Annotated in this window: 13 protein-coding genes; 6 read left to right on the forward strand and 7 right to left on the reverse strand. The window is 50.3% G+C overall.

Annotated elements, in window-relative coordinates; all coding sequences use genetic code 11:
- Positions 1–9 precede the first annotated feature (9 nt).
- From ACTL32_RS00135 to ACTL32_RS00150, 4 genes are all read right to left on the reverse strand, one after another.
- Entirely contained in the window at positions 10–1029 is a 1020-nt protein-coding gene (locus ACTL32_RS00135) for a DUF2804 domain-containing protein (RefSeq protein ID WP_441339569.1), read from the reverse strand.
- A 128-nt stretch (positions 1030–1157) separates the two neighbouring features.
- The gene (locus ACTL32_RS00140; protein ID WP_441339570.1) at positions 1158–2018 is read right to left on the reverse strand and encodes a DegV family protein; all 861 of its coding nucleotides are present in this window, start codon (positions 2016–2018) and stop codon (positions 1158–1160) included.
- 130 nt (positions 2019–2148) lie between these two features.
- Positions 2149–2715 carry a glycerol-3-phosphate acyltransferase gene (locus ACTL32_RS00145; protein ID WP_441339571.1) on the reverse strand — a complete coding sequence of 189 codons (567 nt, stop codon included), beginning with the start codon at positions 2713–2715 and terminating at the stop codon, positions 2149–2151.
- Positions 2716–2796: 81 nt separating this feature from the next.
- On the reverse strand, positions 2797–4170 hold the full coding sequence (locus tag ACTL32_RS00150) for a dipeptidase (RefSeq protein WP_441339572.1): 1374 nt from the start codon (positions 4168–4170) through the stop codon (positions 2797–2799).
- Positions 4171–4315: 145 nt separating this feature from the next.
- On the opposite strand from ACTL32_RS00150, the gene ACTL32_RS00155 reads away from it, so the two are divergent.
- The 4 genes from ACTL32_RS00155 to ACTL32_RS00170 all read left to right on the forward strand — a co-directional run bounded on the left by ACTL32_RS00155 (position 4316) and on the right by ACTL32_RS00170 (position 9155).
- Positions 4316–5569, forward strand: coding sequence for a CNNM domain-containing protein (locus ACTL32_RS00155; RefSeq protein WP_441339573.1), 1254 nt, complete (start codon positions 4316–4318; stop codon positions 5567–5569).
- 219 nt (positions 5570–5788) lie between these two features.
- Positions 5789–6847 (forward strand): YkvI family membrane protein, encoded by a 1059-nt coding sequence (locus ACTL32_RS00160; RefSeq protein WP_441339574.1) that lies wholly within the window; start codon positions 5789–5791, stop codon positions 6845–6847.
- Positions 6848–7056: 209 nt separating this feature from the next.
- Complete coding sequence (locus ACTL32_RS00165) at positions 7057–7593, forward strand: RNA polymerase sigma factor (protein ID WP_204891150.1); 537 nt, start codon at positions 7057–7059, stop codon at positions 7591–7593.
- Positions 7594–7700: 107 nt separating this feature from the next.
- A complete protein-coding gene (locus ACTL32_RS00170) occupies positions 7701–9155 on the forward strand; it encodes a phospholipase D family protein (protein WP_441339575.1) in 1455 nt (484 codons plus the stop codon).
- 606 nt (positions 9156–9761) lie between these two features.
- Here the strand turns inward: ACTL32_RS00170 and ACTL32_RS00175 are convergent.
- Positions 9762–11321, reverse strand: coding sequence for an ABC-F family ATP-binding cassette domain-containing protein (locus ACTL32_RS00175; RefSeq protein ID WP_204891148.1), 1560 nt, complete (start codon positions 11319–11321; stop codon positions 9762–9764).
- A 239-nt stretch (positions 11322–11560) separates the two neighbouring features.
- Positions 11561–11743 (reverse strand): SE1832 family protein, encoded by a 183-nt coding sequence (locus tag ACTL32_RS00180; RefSeq protein ID WP_204891147.1) that lies wholly within the window; start codon positions 11741–11743, stop codon positions 11561–11563.
- Between the two features lie 159 nt (positions 11744–11902).
- Between ACTL32_RS00180 and ACTL32_RS00185 the strand changes: the two genes are divergently transcribed.
- The gene (locus ACTL32_RS00185) at positions 11903–13726 is read left to right on the forward strand and encodes a cation:proton antiporter (protein WP_441339576.1); all 1824 of its coding nucleotides are present in this window, start codon (positions 11903–11905) and stop codon (positions 13724–13726) included.
- Between the two features lie 169 nt (positions 13727–13895).
- Positions 13896–14459, forward strand: a complete 564-nt coding sequence (locus tag ACTL32_RS00190) for an NADPH-dependent FMN reductase (RefSeq protein ID WP_441339577.1) — start codon at positions 13896–13898, stop codon at positions 14457–14459.
- 149 nt (positions 14460–14608) lie between these two features.
- On the opposite strand, the gene ACTL32_RS00195 is transcribed toward ACTL32_RS00190, so the two are convergent.
- Positions 14609–15547 carry a nuclease-related domain-containing protein gene (locus ACTL32_RS00195; protein WP_441339578.1) on the reverse strand — a complete coding sequence of 313 codons (939 nt, stop codon included), beginning with the start codon at positions 15545–15547 and terminating at the stop codon, positions 14609–14611.
- Positions 15548–15689 lie beyond the last annotated feature (142 nt).

Raw genomic sequence — 15689 nt, forward strand, 5'->3', positions numbered from 1 at the left:
TCTTTTTTATTACCATTTTGCATAATGCTCTTCAACCGTTCCGAGAAGCTGCATGATTTTCTGCTTGCGCCCGTCCGGATGCCGGACATGGCCGTTGAAATAGCCGACCAGTTGATGGATCTCCGATTTCACGAGCTTCATGTCCGTCTTGGACTCCCGTTCGAAGAAGGGAGTAAACGTCAATTTCACATCATCGGAAAATTTGGTCTGGATAAACCAAGGATCATTGTAATCTTCGGAATTGTAGTGGAACTGCACGTCTTCGTGGATCTTGGTCATTTTGCCGTTGACGAAAAAGGCATTTTCCGTCATTCCGGTGCCGTCTGTCCATTTGCCGCCGAAATTCAAGCCGATGGTCTGTCCGTCCGAACGTTGTGAAGCCATCGCCCAATTCCAGGAAGTTTCCCGTGGCCAGATTCCTCTTCCATAATCAAGCACCGCAAAGCTTTCGAAGGGATCAAACGTGTAATTTTGGCTGCCGAGACTGATTTTTCCGGTTACGGGAAGCAGGTGGTGCTTTCCGGTAAACTGGAATGTCTGGCGGTTCCAGGGAATGACCACGTTGAGCGATTCATTTTCCTCCGGATGTTCAATTTGCAGGGAGGCCTGAAGCGGTTCGCCGTCGAAATCGGCGACTTCCACAAGCATTTCGGTTTGGTTATGCTTGTAGTCAATCGTGATGGACATGTCTTCGTGGCGGAAATGGCAGCGGTCGAGCACTTCGTTGGACAGTTTGACCTGCCGCGTAAACGGGACAAGGACTGTTTTTTCATAGAAACGCTGGGTTTCGTAATTGAGAAAATAGACAAAGCAGACGGTGGCATAGTCCAAGTGGCTGATCGTAGCGGAAAACATCACTTCTTCGCCGAAAATGCACCAGTAATTCCACTTTTTCTTGCGCATGAAATTCCCGCGCAGATTGCTGACGACCAATGGCTGGCGGGCAAAACCGATCGCGTTTGGATTTAATTGCCCTTTTGCGTCACAAAGCATCACATGTTCTGTAATTTCGCGTTCCAAATGTTGCATTAAATCCACCTCGCCCTTACCGCTCATTTCTGATTTCTATTTCCATTGTAGCAAAGATTCCCAGAAATAGCCGTTCAGAAGAGGGGAGACAGGACGATTGTATCGCGATTTTTCTGCTTTTCCGGCAATTACTGCTGAGGCGGTTTTCTCCACAACAAAGCGATGGTGCCTTCTCCGGCATGGACTGCCAGGGAAGAGCTGAGGTCGCCGATCAGCACGTTGGCGTCCGGTGCGATTTTCAGGATTTCCTGCTTCAGGCTCTCCGCTTCTTCGGGGACATTGCCGTGCATGATCTGAAAGTAATTGATGTCATATTTCTGATGGTCTTCCTTGAGGTGGTCGATCAAATACTGGACCGCTTTTTTATGCGAACGGACTTTGTCGATCGGCACCAGTTCGCCTTCAGCGCTCAATTGGACAATCGGCTTCACTTTCAAAAGGCTGCCGAGGTAGTATTGTGCACCGCTCATCCGGCCGCCTTTATACAATTGCGACAAATTGCCGATCAGGATATAGTTGCGGAAATCATGGACTTCCTTTTGCAGGCGCTCGGCGATCGCTTCGGCCTCCATTCCTTGCTTCTCCAGTTCCAGCCCCCGGTCGATCAGCCCCGATAATCCGTAGGATAGGGCCAAGGAATCGATGGCATAGACCTTGAAGCCGGTCATTTCAGCTGCCGCGGTGGATGAGGCGATCGTGCCGCTGAGTTTGGCGGACGCGTGGACAGCGATGGCACATTCATATTCTTCTTTCAGCTTTTCGTAAAGCTCCGCGAATTTTCCAGCAGAAGGCTGGGATGTTTTCGGAAATTCCGAAGCAGATTTGATGCGGGCGTATAATTGCTCGTTCGTCAAATTCACGCCGTCATCGATAAATTCCTCCTGGCCGAAATGGATATTCAGCGGCACCATGTAAACGTCGGGATGGGCTTTGAACTCTTCAGTGACAAATCCGGTGGAATCCAGTACCCAGGCAATCGGTTTTTTCATTTAAACAACATCCTGTCTTTAGAGTATTTTGAATAAACTATAACATTAATAGCTTTTCTTGACACTAAATTCGTTAAAACGCTTACATAAGAGTGGATGTTTATCCGGAAAGCTGCAAATCCAATAATATTCAAGTACGCCCGAACCGGTTGTGGAACGATTCCTTGATATCCGGTACATGCTTCCATAAGATGAGCGCCATTGCGGCGAGGAGCGGCCAGGCTGCCGGGAATTCCCCAAACCATATCATGAATGCGGAAAAAGCGGTAAAACCCGCCAACATCGCAAGCGTCGCGCTTCTGATCAGCAGGAGTGCAGCTGCGAATCCAATCGCCATCACAAGAAAAAGCTGTGGGGCAACGATTAGGGAAGCGCCGATGAATGCTGCAATCCCTTTGCCGCCGCGCCCTCTGAGCCAGAAAGGAAATAAATGCCCGGCCACCACGGCAAACCCGCCGAAGGCAACTGCCCATGGGCCGAATTCCAGATAACGGCCGAGCGAGACAGCCAGTGCCGCTTTCGAGGCATCTCCGATAAACGTTATGAAGAAGGCGGTTTTACCGAGGACGGCGCCTGCATTGCGCGCGCCCAAATTGCCGCTTCGCTCCCGGCGCAGGTCCGTGCCCCGCCATTTGCCGACCCACCAGGCGGTTAATATAGTTCCGATCAAATAACAAGCAATCCAATAAATGACCATGGCGGCCTCCAATAGTTTCTAGAATAGGATAAGCGGTTAAGAAAAGCCTCTCCGCAGCAAGGAGAGGCTTCTTCATATTCCTTATAATTGAGCTGCTTCGTACAGGTAATCGCTGATGACGCGCAAACCTTTGTCGAAGTTCTCCAGATGGAAATGTTCGTTTGGTGCATGGAAGTTTTCGGATGCGAGTCCGAAGCCCATCAATACGACCGGCAGGCCGAGCACTTGATCGAATACCGCGACAATCGGAACCGATCCGCCCATGCGGGTGAAGGCGGTCTTGACGTTATAGACTTTTTCATACGAGCGTCCGGCAGCTTGGATCGCCGGATGGTCGTAAGGTGTCAGGAATGGCTGGCCTTTATCAAAATCGCTGATCGTTACTGTTACGCCGGCCGGTTTGTTGGCTTCCACATGGGCACGCAGCTTCGCAACAATATCATCCGGATCCTGGTTTGGCACAAGGCGGCAAGTGATTTTCGCGCTGGCTTGGGCAGGAAGGACGGTCTTGATGCCTTCGCCGGAAAAGCCGCCGGTGATGCCGTTGATTTCGAGCGTCGGACGGATCCATGTGCGCTCGACAAACGAATAGCCCTTCTCACCGAAGTCTTCCGCAATGCCGAGTTCCTGCTTTTCTTTTTCCAGATCGAATTCGAGCGCCGCAAACTCGGCGCGTTCTGTGTCTGAAACTTCGAGCACATCCTCGTAGAAGCCTTCCACTTGGATGACGCCTTCTTTATCACGGAACGATTGGAGGATCTCCACAATTGCATGGAGCGGGTTCTGGACAGCGCCGCCGTAAAGGCCCGAATGCAGGTCGCCTTTCGGCCCTTTGACATCGATCTGGATGCCGGCAAGGCCGCGCAATCCGTAGCATACTGCCGGGCGTCCCGGCCCTTGCATGCCTGTGTCGGAAATGACGATCAAATCCGCTTTCAGCTGTTCCTGGTTCTGTTCAACGTATTTCGGCAAGGTCGGGCTGCCGATTTCTTCTTCGCCTTCAACGATGAATTTGATGTTGACTGGAAGTTCGCCTTCGAGTTTCAGCAGCGCTTCAACCGCCTTGACATGCATGAATGTCTGGCCTTTATCATCGCTTGCACCGCGTGCGTATAACTTGTTGTCGCGGACGTGCGGGTCGAACGGCGGCGTTTCCCACAGGTCCAACGGGTCCACCGGCTGTACATCGTAATGGCCATAGACAAGCACGGTCGGTTTGCCTTCGGCATGGAGCCAGTCCGCGTAGACAACCGGATGCCCGTCTGTCTCAAATACTTCTGCATTCTCGAGGCCGGCTCTTTCCATGGAGCTCTTCAGCCATTCCGCCGCTTTGCGGACATCCGCTTTATGTTCAGTCAGCGAGCTGATAGAAGGGATGCGCAAAAATGCCTTCAATTCTTCGAGATGGTCGGTGCGGTGGTCTTTGAAATACTGATCGATTTTTTCGGCGTTCATAAGATCCCTCATTCCAATTTTTTTTATAATGGAAAAATTATAACATACAAGCTGTGGTTTTCGACATAACGAAAAACCCTATGATATAATTATCGGTACGGAAATAGCTCGTAAAAATGTGTTCTTAACACTGGAGGAAATAGATTTGTTTATAGCATTAGGATTCTTTTTGATTATGTCGTTCTTCTTTTCGGGAAGCGAAACGGCATTGACAGCAGTTAATAGGATGAAGGTCCATCTTCGCGCGGAGCAGGGCGATGTGAAAGCACAGCGGCTGCAAAAGTTGATCGCGAAGCCGGACCGTATGATTACCACTCTTTTAATCGGAAACAATATTGCAAACATCATGCTGCCGACGCTTGTTACGACAATCGCGTTGACGCGCGGATGGGAAGTCGGCGTCGCTACGGCGATCCTGACATTGGTCCTGATCATTTTCGGAGAAGTTTTGCCGAAAACGATTGCGGCAACCTTCTCGGATCGCGTGGCCTATTTGGTGTTCCCGGTCATATCAGTACTGGTCGTCCTATTCAAGCCGCTTACTTGGCTATTGGCGCAGTTCACGAATATCTTTATCCGCATCATATCCAAAGGGACGGTAAAAGAAGCGACGATGACAAAAGAAGAACTCCGCACAATGGTCGATATCGCTTCCACTGAAGGGACCTTCGAGGAAGAGGAATCGGAACGGATCAAAGGGGTCCTGGATTTCCCACACAAGGATGTCTCGGACGTCATGTCCACCCACCGTACAGATATTGTCGGGATTGCCATCGATTCCACCTATGAAGAAGTGCGCGATTTGATCCTGGATTCCTCGTACACGCGCTATCCGGTGTATGAAGAAAGCATGGATAACATCGTCGGCCTGTTCTATTCGAAAAAACTCATCGAATGGTCGATGAACCCGAACCTGACACTCGCGGAACTGATGGATGACAACCCGGTGTTCGTCGTCCAATCGGTCAGCGTCGAGAAAGTGTTCAAAATGATGATGGCCAAGAAAAAGCACATGGCGGTCATCTTGGATGAATACGGCGGGACGCTCGGGATCGTAACGCATGAAGACATCATTGAGGAAATGATTGGCCAGGATATCGAAGACGAGACCGACGTAGAGGATGACGAACTGGTTTTTGAAATGACCGATAACGTATTGATGTGCCACGGCCGTCTTGAAATTGAAGACGTCAACGAAATGTTCGAAGTCGAGGTGCCTGATGACCACGATACGATCGCCGGATTCGTCATGCAGCAATTGGGCCATGTGCCGGAAGAAGGCGAAGAGTTCACGTATGAGAACCTTCATGTCAAAATCAACGAAATGGACCGCAACCGGATCATCCGGTTGACGATCACCAAAAATGCGGATGAAGAAATGATAGCGAATTCCATATGATGAAAGCTAGAAGCCTGCGGCGGATCCCCCGATCCGCTGCAGGCTTCTTTTTTTTGCCCGGAAACTGGCGATTCAATGGAAGTTATAGACGAAAATAGCCCGATTTTTAAGATGCATGTCTACTTGTTGTTTAGCGCAGTTTTTAAAAGGTATAGGATAACAAAGGCCTGTATACCGTGCGTAAAAGCTATTATTCCAATACAACGAGGGGAGAAGAAGATGAAAAAGAGTTTGAAGATCGCAAGTGCATTTATTGGGATCGTGGTCGGAGCGGGTTTCGCATCCGGCCAGGAAATTCTGCAGTATTATACAAGCTTCGGCTACTGGGGGCTCGCAGGCGTGGCGCTTGCCGCGGTTCTGTTCGGCTACTTGGGGAAAGTGCTGACCGGGCTCGGCAGCCGGCTGCAGACGGTATCCCACGAAGAAGTCGTGTACAAAATCGGTGGGAAAGTCGTCGGGAGAATCATCGACTACACGCTGATCCTTACCTTGTTCGGCATCCTGGTCGTCATGATTGCAGGGGCAGGTTCGATTTTTTCACAGCAATTCGGGCTGGTTCCTGCATTCGGCCGGACCGTGATGACGGTTCTTGTAATCCTTACCATCATGCTTAATGTGAAAAAGGTCATCACCATTATCGGCAGCATCACGCCATTCCTGATTGTAATGGTGATCGGGATTTCGGCATATAGCCTGTTGACAATGGACACCAGCTTTGCGGAACTGGATCCGATTGCAAAAGACCAATTATCGGCCGCTCCGAATTGGTTCATCTCCGCTGTTAATTACGTGTCCTTGGCGATTGCATTGACAACGTCTATGGCACTGGTCATGGGGGGAGCGGAAAAAGATGATAAAGTCGCAGCACGCGGCGGCATGATCGGCGGAATCGTTTTCGGCCTCTTGATTTTGCTGAGCTATTTGGCGATTTTCTCAAAAGTGGACATTGTCGGAGGCACCGATTTGCCGATGCTGCGCTTGGCGGACAATATTTCGCCGTTCCTCGGCATTGTCATGGCGATTGTGATTTTCAGCATGATCTACAACACGGCCGTCAGTCTGCTGCTGTCGTTTTCTGCGCGGTTCACTGAAATGGGCACGAAGCGCTTCCGGGTCTTCGTGATTGTTTCAGGGATCATCGCATTCGCCTTAAGCTTTCTGGGTTTTACGCAATTGGTCAACTGGTTCTACCCGTTCGTCGGCTATCTGGGGCTGGTCCTGGTAGGAGCATTGATATTGGCCGATATCCGGAAAGTCGGGAAGGAACGGGAGCAATAATCTAATAAAAAGAAACAGCGCTGCGAACCACTCCGTTAGAGGGGGCTTGCGGCGCTGTTTTTTTATGTGCAGATTTGCTGTTGTTCTTTATTACAAAAGTGTAAGTGAAATGAAAGTGAATGCGATAGAGGGAAAGGTTGGGGTTTGGCACAATTAGGATAACAAGAAGAGCAAATGACCTGAACAACAATCGGACGGAGGAAACGATCATGGAAAATCTATATGTAGAATATAACCGGTATATTTACCATTTATGCCTGAAGCTGACGCGCAACAAAGCCGAAGCAGAAGATCTGATGCAGGAAGTATGGCTGAAGGTGGTCCGCTATGAATCTTCGATTGCTGAAGTGGACCATGTAAAAGCTTGGCTGACAACCATCTGCATGAATACGTTCCGTGATCGTTACCGCAAAAACGTCCGCCGCAGCAAACATATGGTGCAGCAGCCGGAAGGATTGGATGTTTCGTTGCTGGACTTGATCCCTTCGGATTCAGCGGGTGCAGCGGAAATTCTGGAACAGCAGGATGTTTCGGTCATGATCCGCAGCAAGATTTCCGAATTGGATTCGATCTACCGCACAACGATCATGTACTTCTACGTGCACCAATTGTCGCTGATCGAGATTGCGGAGACGATGAAAGTGTCAATCGGCACAGTGAAGTCCCGCTTGTTCCGCGGCAAGCAGCGCTTGAAAGACATGCTGATGGAAGATGCCCGTACACGCGAATACGTCTTGACTGCATAATATGAAATTTTCAACCAGCCATGATGATGGCTGGTTTTTTATTCCATAAAAATAATAAATTTCTTTTCTCTTCTTCTTGCTATAATGAGGGCGAGGGGGAACGCAAGATGATTAGAAAGAGATACAAGCAATGGAGCAAGCGCCGCAGGATCGTTTATACAACCGCAGGCATCCTGGCGATCCTATATTTGATCGTGATTTTGTGGCATACGTTCAAACCGTTGCCCGAAGGCATTTCCTATAAGGGGGATATGCACCAGTTGGAAGATGTAGAATTATTGTATGATCTGTCCTATGCACAGGATACCGAAGGCACGAATAAAGAATACCATTTGGAGATATTTGATGAAATTTACCAAACAATAGATGAAGCGGAAGAGTTTATTGTGTTGGATTTATTCCTTTTTGACAATTACAACGACCAGAAAATCGAGTTTCCGGCAGTTTCGGAACTGCTGACGGAGCATTTATTGAAAAAGAAGGCGGAAAATCCGGATATGCCGATCTACTTCATCACGGATCCGCTCAACACAGGCTACGGTTCCTATGAAAACCGGTTTATCGATACGATGGACAAAGCAGGAATTGAAATCATCATTACCGATTTGAATCAGCTCCGCGATTCGATGCCGCTGTATTCCGGATTTTACCGGGTCCTGTTCCAATGGTTCGACAATAGCGGCGAAGGCTGGATTCCGAATGGGATGTCGAGCGATGCCCCGGACCTGTCTTTGGCCTCTTATCTGGAGATGTTGAATATCAAGGCGAACCATCGGAAAGCAGTGATCACTGAAAAAGAGGCTATTATCAGCTCGGCCAATCCGCATAATGCGAGCGGATTGCATGGCAATATGGCATTCAAAGTGAGTGGGCCGATCATCAATGATATGCTCGAAGCGGAAGAGGCGGTTTCAAAGTTTTCCGGCGGACCGGATTTTCCGCGGATCAAAGCTGAACCGCAGCAGGGCGATTACGAGGCGCAATATTTGACCGAAAAGCGGATTTTCGATGCCTTGATTCCCGACATTGACCGGACGCAAAAAGGCGACAGCATTTCGCTTGCCATGTTCTATATCGCCGAAAGCGAAATACTGGAGGCATTATCGCAAGCGGCGAACCGCGGCGTCGACGTCCGCATGGTCCTTGATCCGAATGAGAATGCGTTCGGGACGGAAAAGACCGGCCTGCCGAACCGGCCGGTCGCCCAGGAACTGATGGAAGAGTCCAGTGACAACCTGGACATCCGCTGGTACAATTCCGTAGTCGGCCAGTTCCATACGAAATCGATTCTCATCAAAACAGCTGACAAAGCCTTTATCTATGGCGGTTCCGCGAATTACACGGAACGGACGCTGGACAATTACAACCTGGAAAGCGATATCCGGATCACCGCACCGCCGGAAAGTGAACTAGTCGGCGAATTCGAAGCGTACTTCGATCCGATGTGGAACAACGAAGGCGCGATGTATACGCTCGATGTCGAGAAGTACCAAGATGAATTCACCTTCTGGCAGCGCGGAATCTACGGCTTCCAGAAACTGTTCAAACTGACGACGTATTAAAAAACAGCCGCTCCGGACTTTCGGGGAGGCTGTCAGACTATAAATAAAAGAAAAATTGAATGGATAGAGATGTACTAGCCCGACCGGGCTGGCCACTTCGCTTTCCGTGGGCTCGGCTTCAGTCTCCTCGTCACTGAAAAACCATGCTCCTGCATTGCACCTGCATCGCTACGCTAGCTTCGGTGCATGAGAGACCGCCGCTGCGCTAGTTCGTCGGAAAGACTTGGCTGGCCAAGTCTTTCCTGCGGGGCCTTCAGCTCGAGCTGGCCCCACAGGAGTCTCCGTGGCTAGCCCGGTCGGGGCATCCCTTGTATCTAATCGATGAGGTAGGAGAAATAGATCCTACTTTAACCGGCTAAGTACAAGCCGCTGGCTTCGAGATCCGGAACGGAAGGCGGCGACTCCTGCGGGATAGCGAAGTGCCGAAATCCACTCGGACGTTAGTCCGAGTTAGTTCGGCGCAAGCCCGCGGAACGCGTCCGCCTGAAGTGGAGGATTCGGGATAGCTTCTCTTAAATATATGTTCATTCTTTATGAGAAATAAATATTCCTTTGTCTACAGGCAAACAGCCTCTCCATTTCCGGAGAGGCTGTTTTGATGTTTTATTAGAGGGATTGTTTCCCTGCATTGATCCATTCTTCGACGTTCCAGACTTTTGTTGCCAGGCCTTCATAGAAATCAGGCTCGTGGCTGACCAGAACGATCGTACCTTTATAGGCTTGCATCGCGCGCTTCAATTCCGCTTTGGCGTCGATGTCCAAGTGGTTCGTCGGTTCATCGAAAATGAGCCAGTTGCTTTCTTCGAGCATGAGCTTGCACAGGCGGACTTTCGCCTGCTCTCCGCCGCTGAGCTGTGTCATCGAGCGCGAGATGTGCTCGCTCTTAAGTCCAGTACGGGCAAGGGCGCTCCGTACTTGGCCCTGTTCCATGCTCGGATAAGCGGCCCAAATTTCGTCGAGCGGCGTATGGGTCGGCGCTTTGACTTCCTGCTCGAAGTAACTCGGCGTCAAGTATTCGCCGCGGATGACGTCTCCGTCAAGCGGGCTGATTTTGCCGAGCATCGTTTTCAGCAGCGTCGATTTCCCGACGCCGTTCATGCCGACAAGCGCGATTTTCTCGCCGCGTTCGATCATGAACGTCAATGGCGGCAAGAGCGGCTTGTCGTAGCCAATCGAAAGGGCTTCGGCTTCCACGACATAGCGGCTCGGGCTGCGGGATTCCTTGAAAGCGAATGTCGGTTTTGCAGCCATTTCCGGTTTTTCGATGCGGTCCATGCGGTCCAGCTGTTTTTGACGGGATTTCGCACGGCCGGTTGTAGACGCACGAGCTTTATTTTTCGCGATGAACGTCTCGGTTTTCTTGATCATTTCCGCCTGTTTTTCATAAGCATCCAAATGCTGCTTTTTCGCGAGCTCTGCAAGCTCGATGAATTTCTCGTAAGTGGCGGTGTAGCGGGACAGGCGTGAGAATTCCAAGTGGAAAATGACGCCGGTCACGCTGCTCATGAATTCCGTATCATGCGAAATCAAAAGAAACGCATGCGGGTAGTTCTTCAAATAGTTAACGAGCCACTGGATATGCTCTTCGTCCAGATAGTTCGTCGGCTCGTCGAGCAGAAGGACTTTTGGCTTTTCCAAAAGCAATTTCGCCAAAAGCAGCTTCGTACGCTGTCCGCCGGAGAGGGCTTCGACCGGGCGTTCAAGGCCGATTGCATCCAGCCCGAGGCCGCGCGCGATCTCTTCGATCTTCACGTCAAGCGTGTAGAAGTCACCGGCATCAAGTGCGTCCTGGACTTCCGCCATCTCTTCCAATAATTCTTCCAAGTTGGCATCAGGGTCGCTCATCTGCATTGCGATGTTGTTCAATTCTTCTTCTTTTTTATAAAGCGGAAGAAACGCGTCCTGCAGGGTTTCGCGGATTGTGCGCCCCGGCGTCAGCTGCGTGTGCTGGTCAAGATAGCCGTAATGCGTTTTCGGCTGCCATTCTACACGGCCGGTATCGTACATGATTTTCCCCGTCAAAATATTCATCAAAGTCGATTTCCCGACGCCGTTCGCGCCGACAAGGCCAACATGTTCACCTTCAACCAACCGGAACGACACATCGTTGAAAAGTGTGCGGTCGCCGAACGTATGGCTCAAGTTTTCTACTGTTAATAAACTCATTTATAGTATTCCTCCATTTTTTAAAGAAAAGTGTAGGTGCCTATTCAGCTCCGACAAGCGCTGGAAGACTGGGCAGTGATGGCGCACTTGGCCATCGCAGACCAGGCAGACCGCGACTCGAGGAGCTAGGCGCCGAACCTAGACAATAAGATAAGCTAGTGTTGAAGTATAGCGGTTTCTTCTATATAAGGACATGCAGCAAAAAGCGGCGCTAAAAGATGTCAAAAAAAAATCGCGGGTCAAAGTTCCGCGAGTTGTTTATGCAATTCCGCAAGACGCTGTTCCATTTTCTCGAGGCGTTCTTCCGCCTGTTCCACCATCCGGGCGTGGCCGGTTGTTTCAAGCTTCTCGATATCCCCTTGGTGCCGGATATAGTCGGCTTTCAAATCTGCAATTTCAAACTCCAATTGTGCTCTGTTCACAAAATTCACCCTCGGTTTTTCCTTATTGTATCACATTTACACAAAATTTAAATGCATATGCATTGCTTGTGCTTTCATTTTTGGGGGTATAGTCGATATAATAGGCAAAGTCCATAGAGGAAGGAGCTGTGTGCCATCAATACTTTATTATTCGATTTAATGCTCATCATCTTCTTGGGAGTGATTTCCCAATGGATCGCATGGCGCGTACAGCTGCCGGCAATCGTCCTCATGTCGATCGCAGGGCTTCTGGTTGGCCCGCTGCTCGGCATCATCAGCCCGGCGACAAGCTTTGGCGACTTATTCAATCCTTTTATTTCATTGGCGGTGGCCATTATTTTATTTGAAGGCAGCTTGAATTTGAACTTCAAAGAAATAAGAGGATTCAGTAAGCCGGTTTGGCGGATTGTGACCTTCGGCGCGTTCATCGCCTGGATCGCAGGATCGCTGGCTGCCCATTATATGGCAGGCTTGTCGTGGGCGGTGTCGTTTGTCATCGGCGGCCTGTTCATCGTGACCGGACCGACGGTCATCTTGCCGATGCTGCGCCAGGCGAAACTCAATGCGCGCCCGGCAGCCATCCTGAAATGGGAAGGCATCATCGTTGATCCGTTCGGGGCGCTGCTTGCGCTATTTGCGTTCCAATTTGTCATGTTCGCGATGGGCAATGAAACCGCCGGAGCGTTCGGCCTGTTCTTCTTGGCCGCTTTGTTCGCGGTGATCCTTGGGGCCGGTGCCGGATTCGGCATGGGTCGCATGTTCGAGAAAGGGCAGATTCCGGAATTCCTGAAATCCCCGATGGTTTTCGGCGTCGTGCTGCTGGCATTCGTCTTATCGGACCTCATTATGCATGAGACCGGCCTGCTCGCTGTAACCGCGATGGGTATGACAATGGCCAATATGAACATTGCGTCGATCAACGACATGCGGCATTTCAAAGAAAACATATCGGTGCTGCTCATTTCGAGCATCTTTGTCATGCTGACAGCATCGCTCAGCCTGGAAGTACTGCTTGAAATCTTCAATTGGCGCATCATTGCATTCGTGTTGACGACGCTGTTCATCGTCCGGCCGCTGTCAATCTGGCTGTCGACGATCGGCACCGATCTGACCAAGCAGGAGAAAACATTGCTCGGCTGGATCGCTCCTCGGGGCATCGTGGCGTTGACGGTTTCCGGCTATTTTGCGAGCACGCTGCTCGAGGCCGGATTCGAGGATGCCGAGCTATTGACCGCGCTGACGTTCGCGCTTGTCTTCTCGACCGTTGTAGCGCATGGCTTCACGATCGGCTGGCTGGGACGCAAGCTCGGGCTAGCGTCGTCGGAAAAGCCGGGCGTGCTGATTGTCGGCGCCGGCCGCTTCACGACGATGCTGGCGCAGACGCTGAAAGACCTCGATCAGAAGGTCCTGCTCATGGACCCTTCTTGGGGGCGCCTGCAAAAGGCGCGGCAGAACGGCGTGCCGACGTTTGTCGCGGAAATCCTTTCCGAGCACACGGAATATGAAATGGATTTGACGCCGTACGAAGTGATGATCGTTGCGACGGAAACCGATTCCTATAACGCACTCGCGGTCAATAATTTCGTGCCGGAAATGGGGCGGCTGAACTTGTACCAGACGGCCATCCATACGGGCGACCCGAGCGATTTCCACGCTTCCTTGAGCGGACGTACCCTGTTCGGCGACGACTGGAACATCCACGAGCTCGAATGGAAATCGGAGCAGGGGTACGCCATGCGGAAAACGCAGATCACCGAACAGTTTACGTACGAGCAATTTCGGGCACAGTCAATAGAAGGCACAATTCCGCTGTTCGTCATCCGGGCGCAAGGGAAGCTCGAGTTCTTCACTTCCAGCAACGGAGTCGAGCCGAAAACAGGCGATACTGTCGTCAGCTTCTCGCCGCCTGAACACCAGAAAATGCGTGTACAAGGAAAACTGGAAACCAGCAAGACGAAAGCCGGGTCTCAGCCTAAAGAATGAAATCTGACGTCTGCAAGCTTTTTCAATGCGTAAGATGAAACCCGGTTTGATATCATGAAGTGAGGCCGTTTTGCCGCAAGGCTTTTGGTCTACGGCAGACGGACAGCCACTTAACCATATAAAGGCGGCACAGCCGCCCGGCATATACGTATTTGAGGAGGACATGGCTATGAAGATTTTATTGGTGGACGGCACGATTATTGGCAGAAAAACAGGTGCCATATTGGAACAGGTGAAAGAGTATATCGAGGATGCCAATCCGGAACTGGAATTGAAAATCCTCAATCTGGCGGATTTCGAGCACCAATTCGTCGACGGGCGCCCGCTTGGCGAGTACAACGAAGACATGCAGGAAATGGTCCGGCGCTTTGAGAATGCCGATGGCTACATCATCGCGACGCCGATTTTCCAGGGCTCGATTCCGGGGGTGCTGAAAAATGCATTCGACATGCTGCACCCGCGCACGATGCGCTACAAGCCGGTGTCGATCGTCGCGAACGGCGGCACGTATCAGCATCACCTGGTCATCGAGAATCAGCTGAAGCCGATCCTCGATTATTTCCGCTGCCTCGTGACGCCGAACTATGTGTATACGCACACGAGCCATTTTGATGAAACCAATTCCATTACGAACGAAGATGTTCATGACCGCCTCCGCGAACTCGCACGCGTCTTTGTGCAGTATGCGGAAATGAGCAAGCATCTATCGAAAGAAACGATCGATACGCCGTAAATGGTGAAAACCTCCCTGATTGGGAGGTTTTTTTGTGTTGTTTTAAATGAATACGCTCAGCAAAGGTTAAAATACGCACGACGAAGGTTAAAATACGCTCAACGATGGAAGGAATACGCACGACGAAGGTTAAAATACGATTCTAAAGCTTAGCGGAACGGTTTTCGCAAATCCAAATCCGGAATAAGATAGCGTGTACTTTTTTGATTTCCCACTGTCTGAAAGCCGCAGCTCTTCAAGACAACGGTAGCGTTTGTTCTTGACTGCAATCCGGTAAAACTGCGAAACTCCCGATTTGAAATGCTTGGTCCGACGAGCAGGCGATAATCCTGAAGCGCAAATTTATGGGCATCCGCCTGCTTTGTTTTGCAGGAAGGGCATCGCCAGAAGCCAAGGGCATAATTCAATTTGGTATAAGGGCATTGCCGGCAGAAAACTCCGCTTAAAAGGGGGTAAGGGATTGGTGCTGGTTGATTGATTTGCAATGGGGGTTGCAAGGAAAAGAAGTACTCGAAGTAATGCTCGATGTTGATTTTAGGGGAATGCCTGTAATCCGACTGCAATTCATCCAGAATAAAAGGAAGACCTGAGAGGTGAAGAACGCTCCGTTTGATATTTTTCACTTCCAATACAGCTGTCGGATTTGTAAAGACGGCTATGCCAATTACCGGCAAGTCGCTGCTGACAAACCGGCGGATCGCTTTTTCGTGCCGATACAACTGATCGTCCGGATTTGCCATGCCGGTTGTGACGCCATTCCATGTACGGGTAAACTGTCTCGTTTTTCCATCCATTTGTATAAAACCGCCGATGTTTTTCACTTCGACTAGCAGGATGAATGAAGGGAAGATACAAAGTGCATCAATTTGATGGTTAGCAAACTTGAAATCAGGGATAAAGCGCAATTGTGTATCTGCTGCAAATTCATACCAAACCCTGTCGAACGAGCATTCTCCTGCAAAACCGGCAACACGCCTGCGGACCTTTTCTTTTAAACCGAAATAATTGGAATGCTGGGGAGCCGTACGGGCAAGCAATGCTTCCAAGTACAGGAGCCGATGAGGGCGCCTCCGTTCGATTATATGCAAAAACATCCATCCTTTCTTAATAAGTTGAAAAAACTATAGCCTTTATTGCGAATTAAATCAATGGGATTCCAGCTTTTGTAAGTGAAAAAATTTACGCACAGCAAAGGTTAAAATACGCACGACGAAGGTTAAAATACGCTCA

Origin of the sequence: Planococcus sp. FY231025 (assembly GCF_052078085.1) — a bacterium.
Lineage (GTDB): Bacteria > Bacillota > Bacilli > Bacillales_A > Planococcaceae > Planococcus.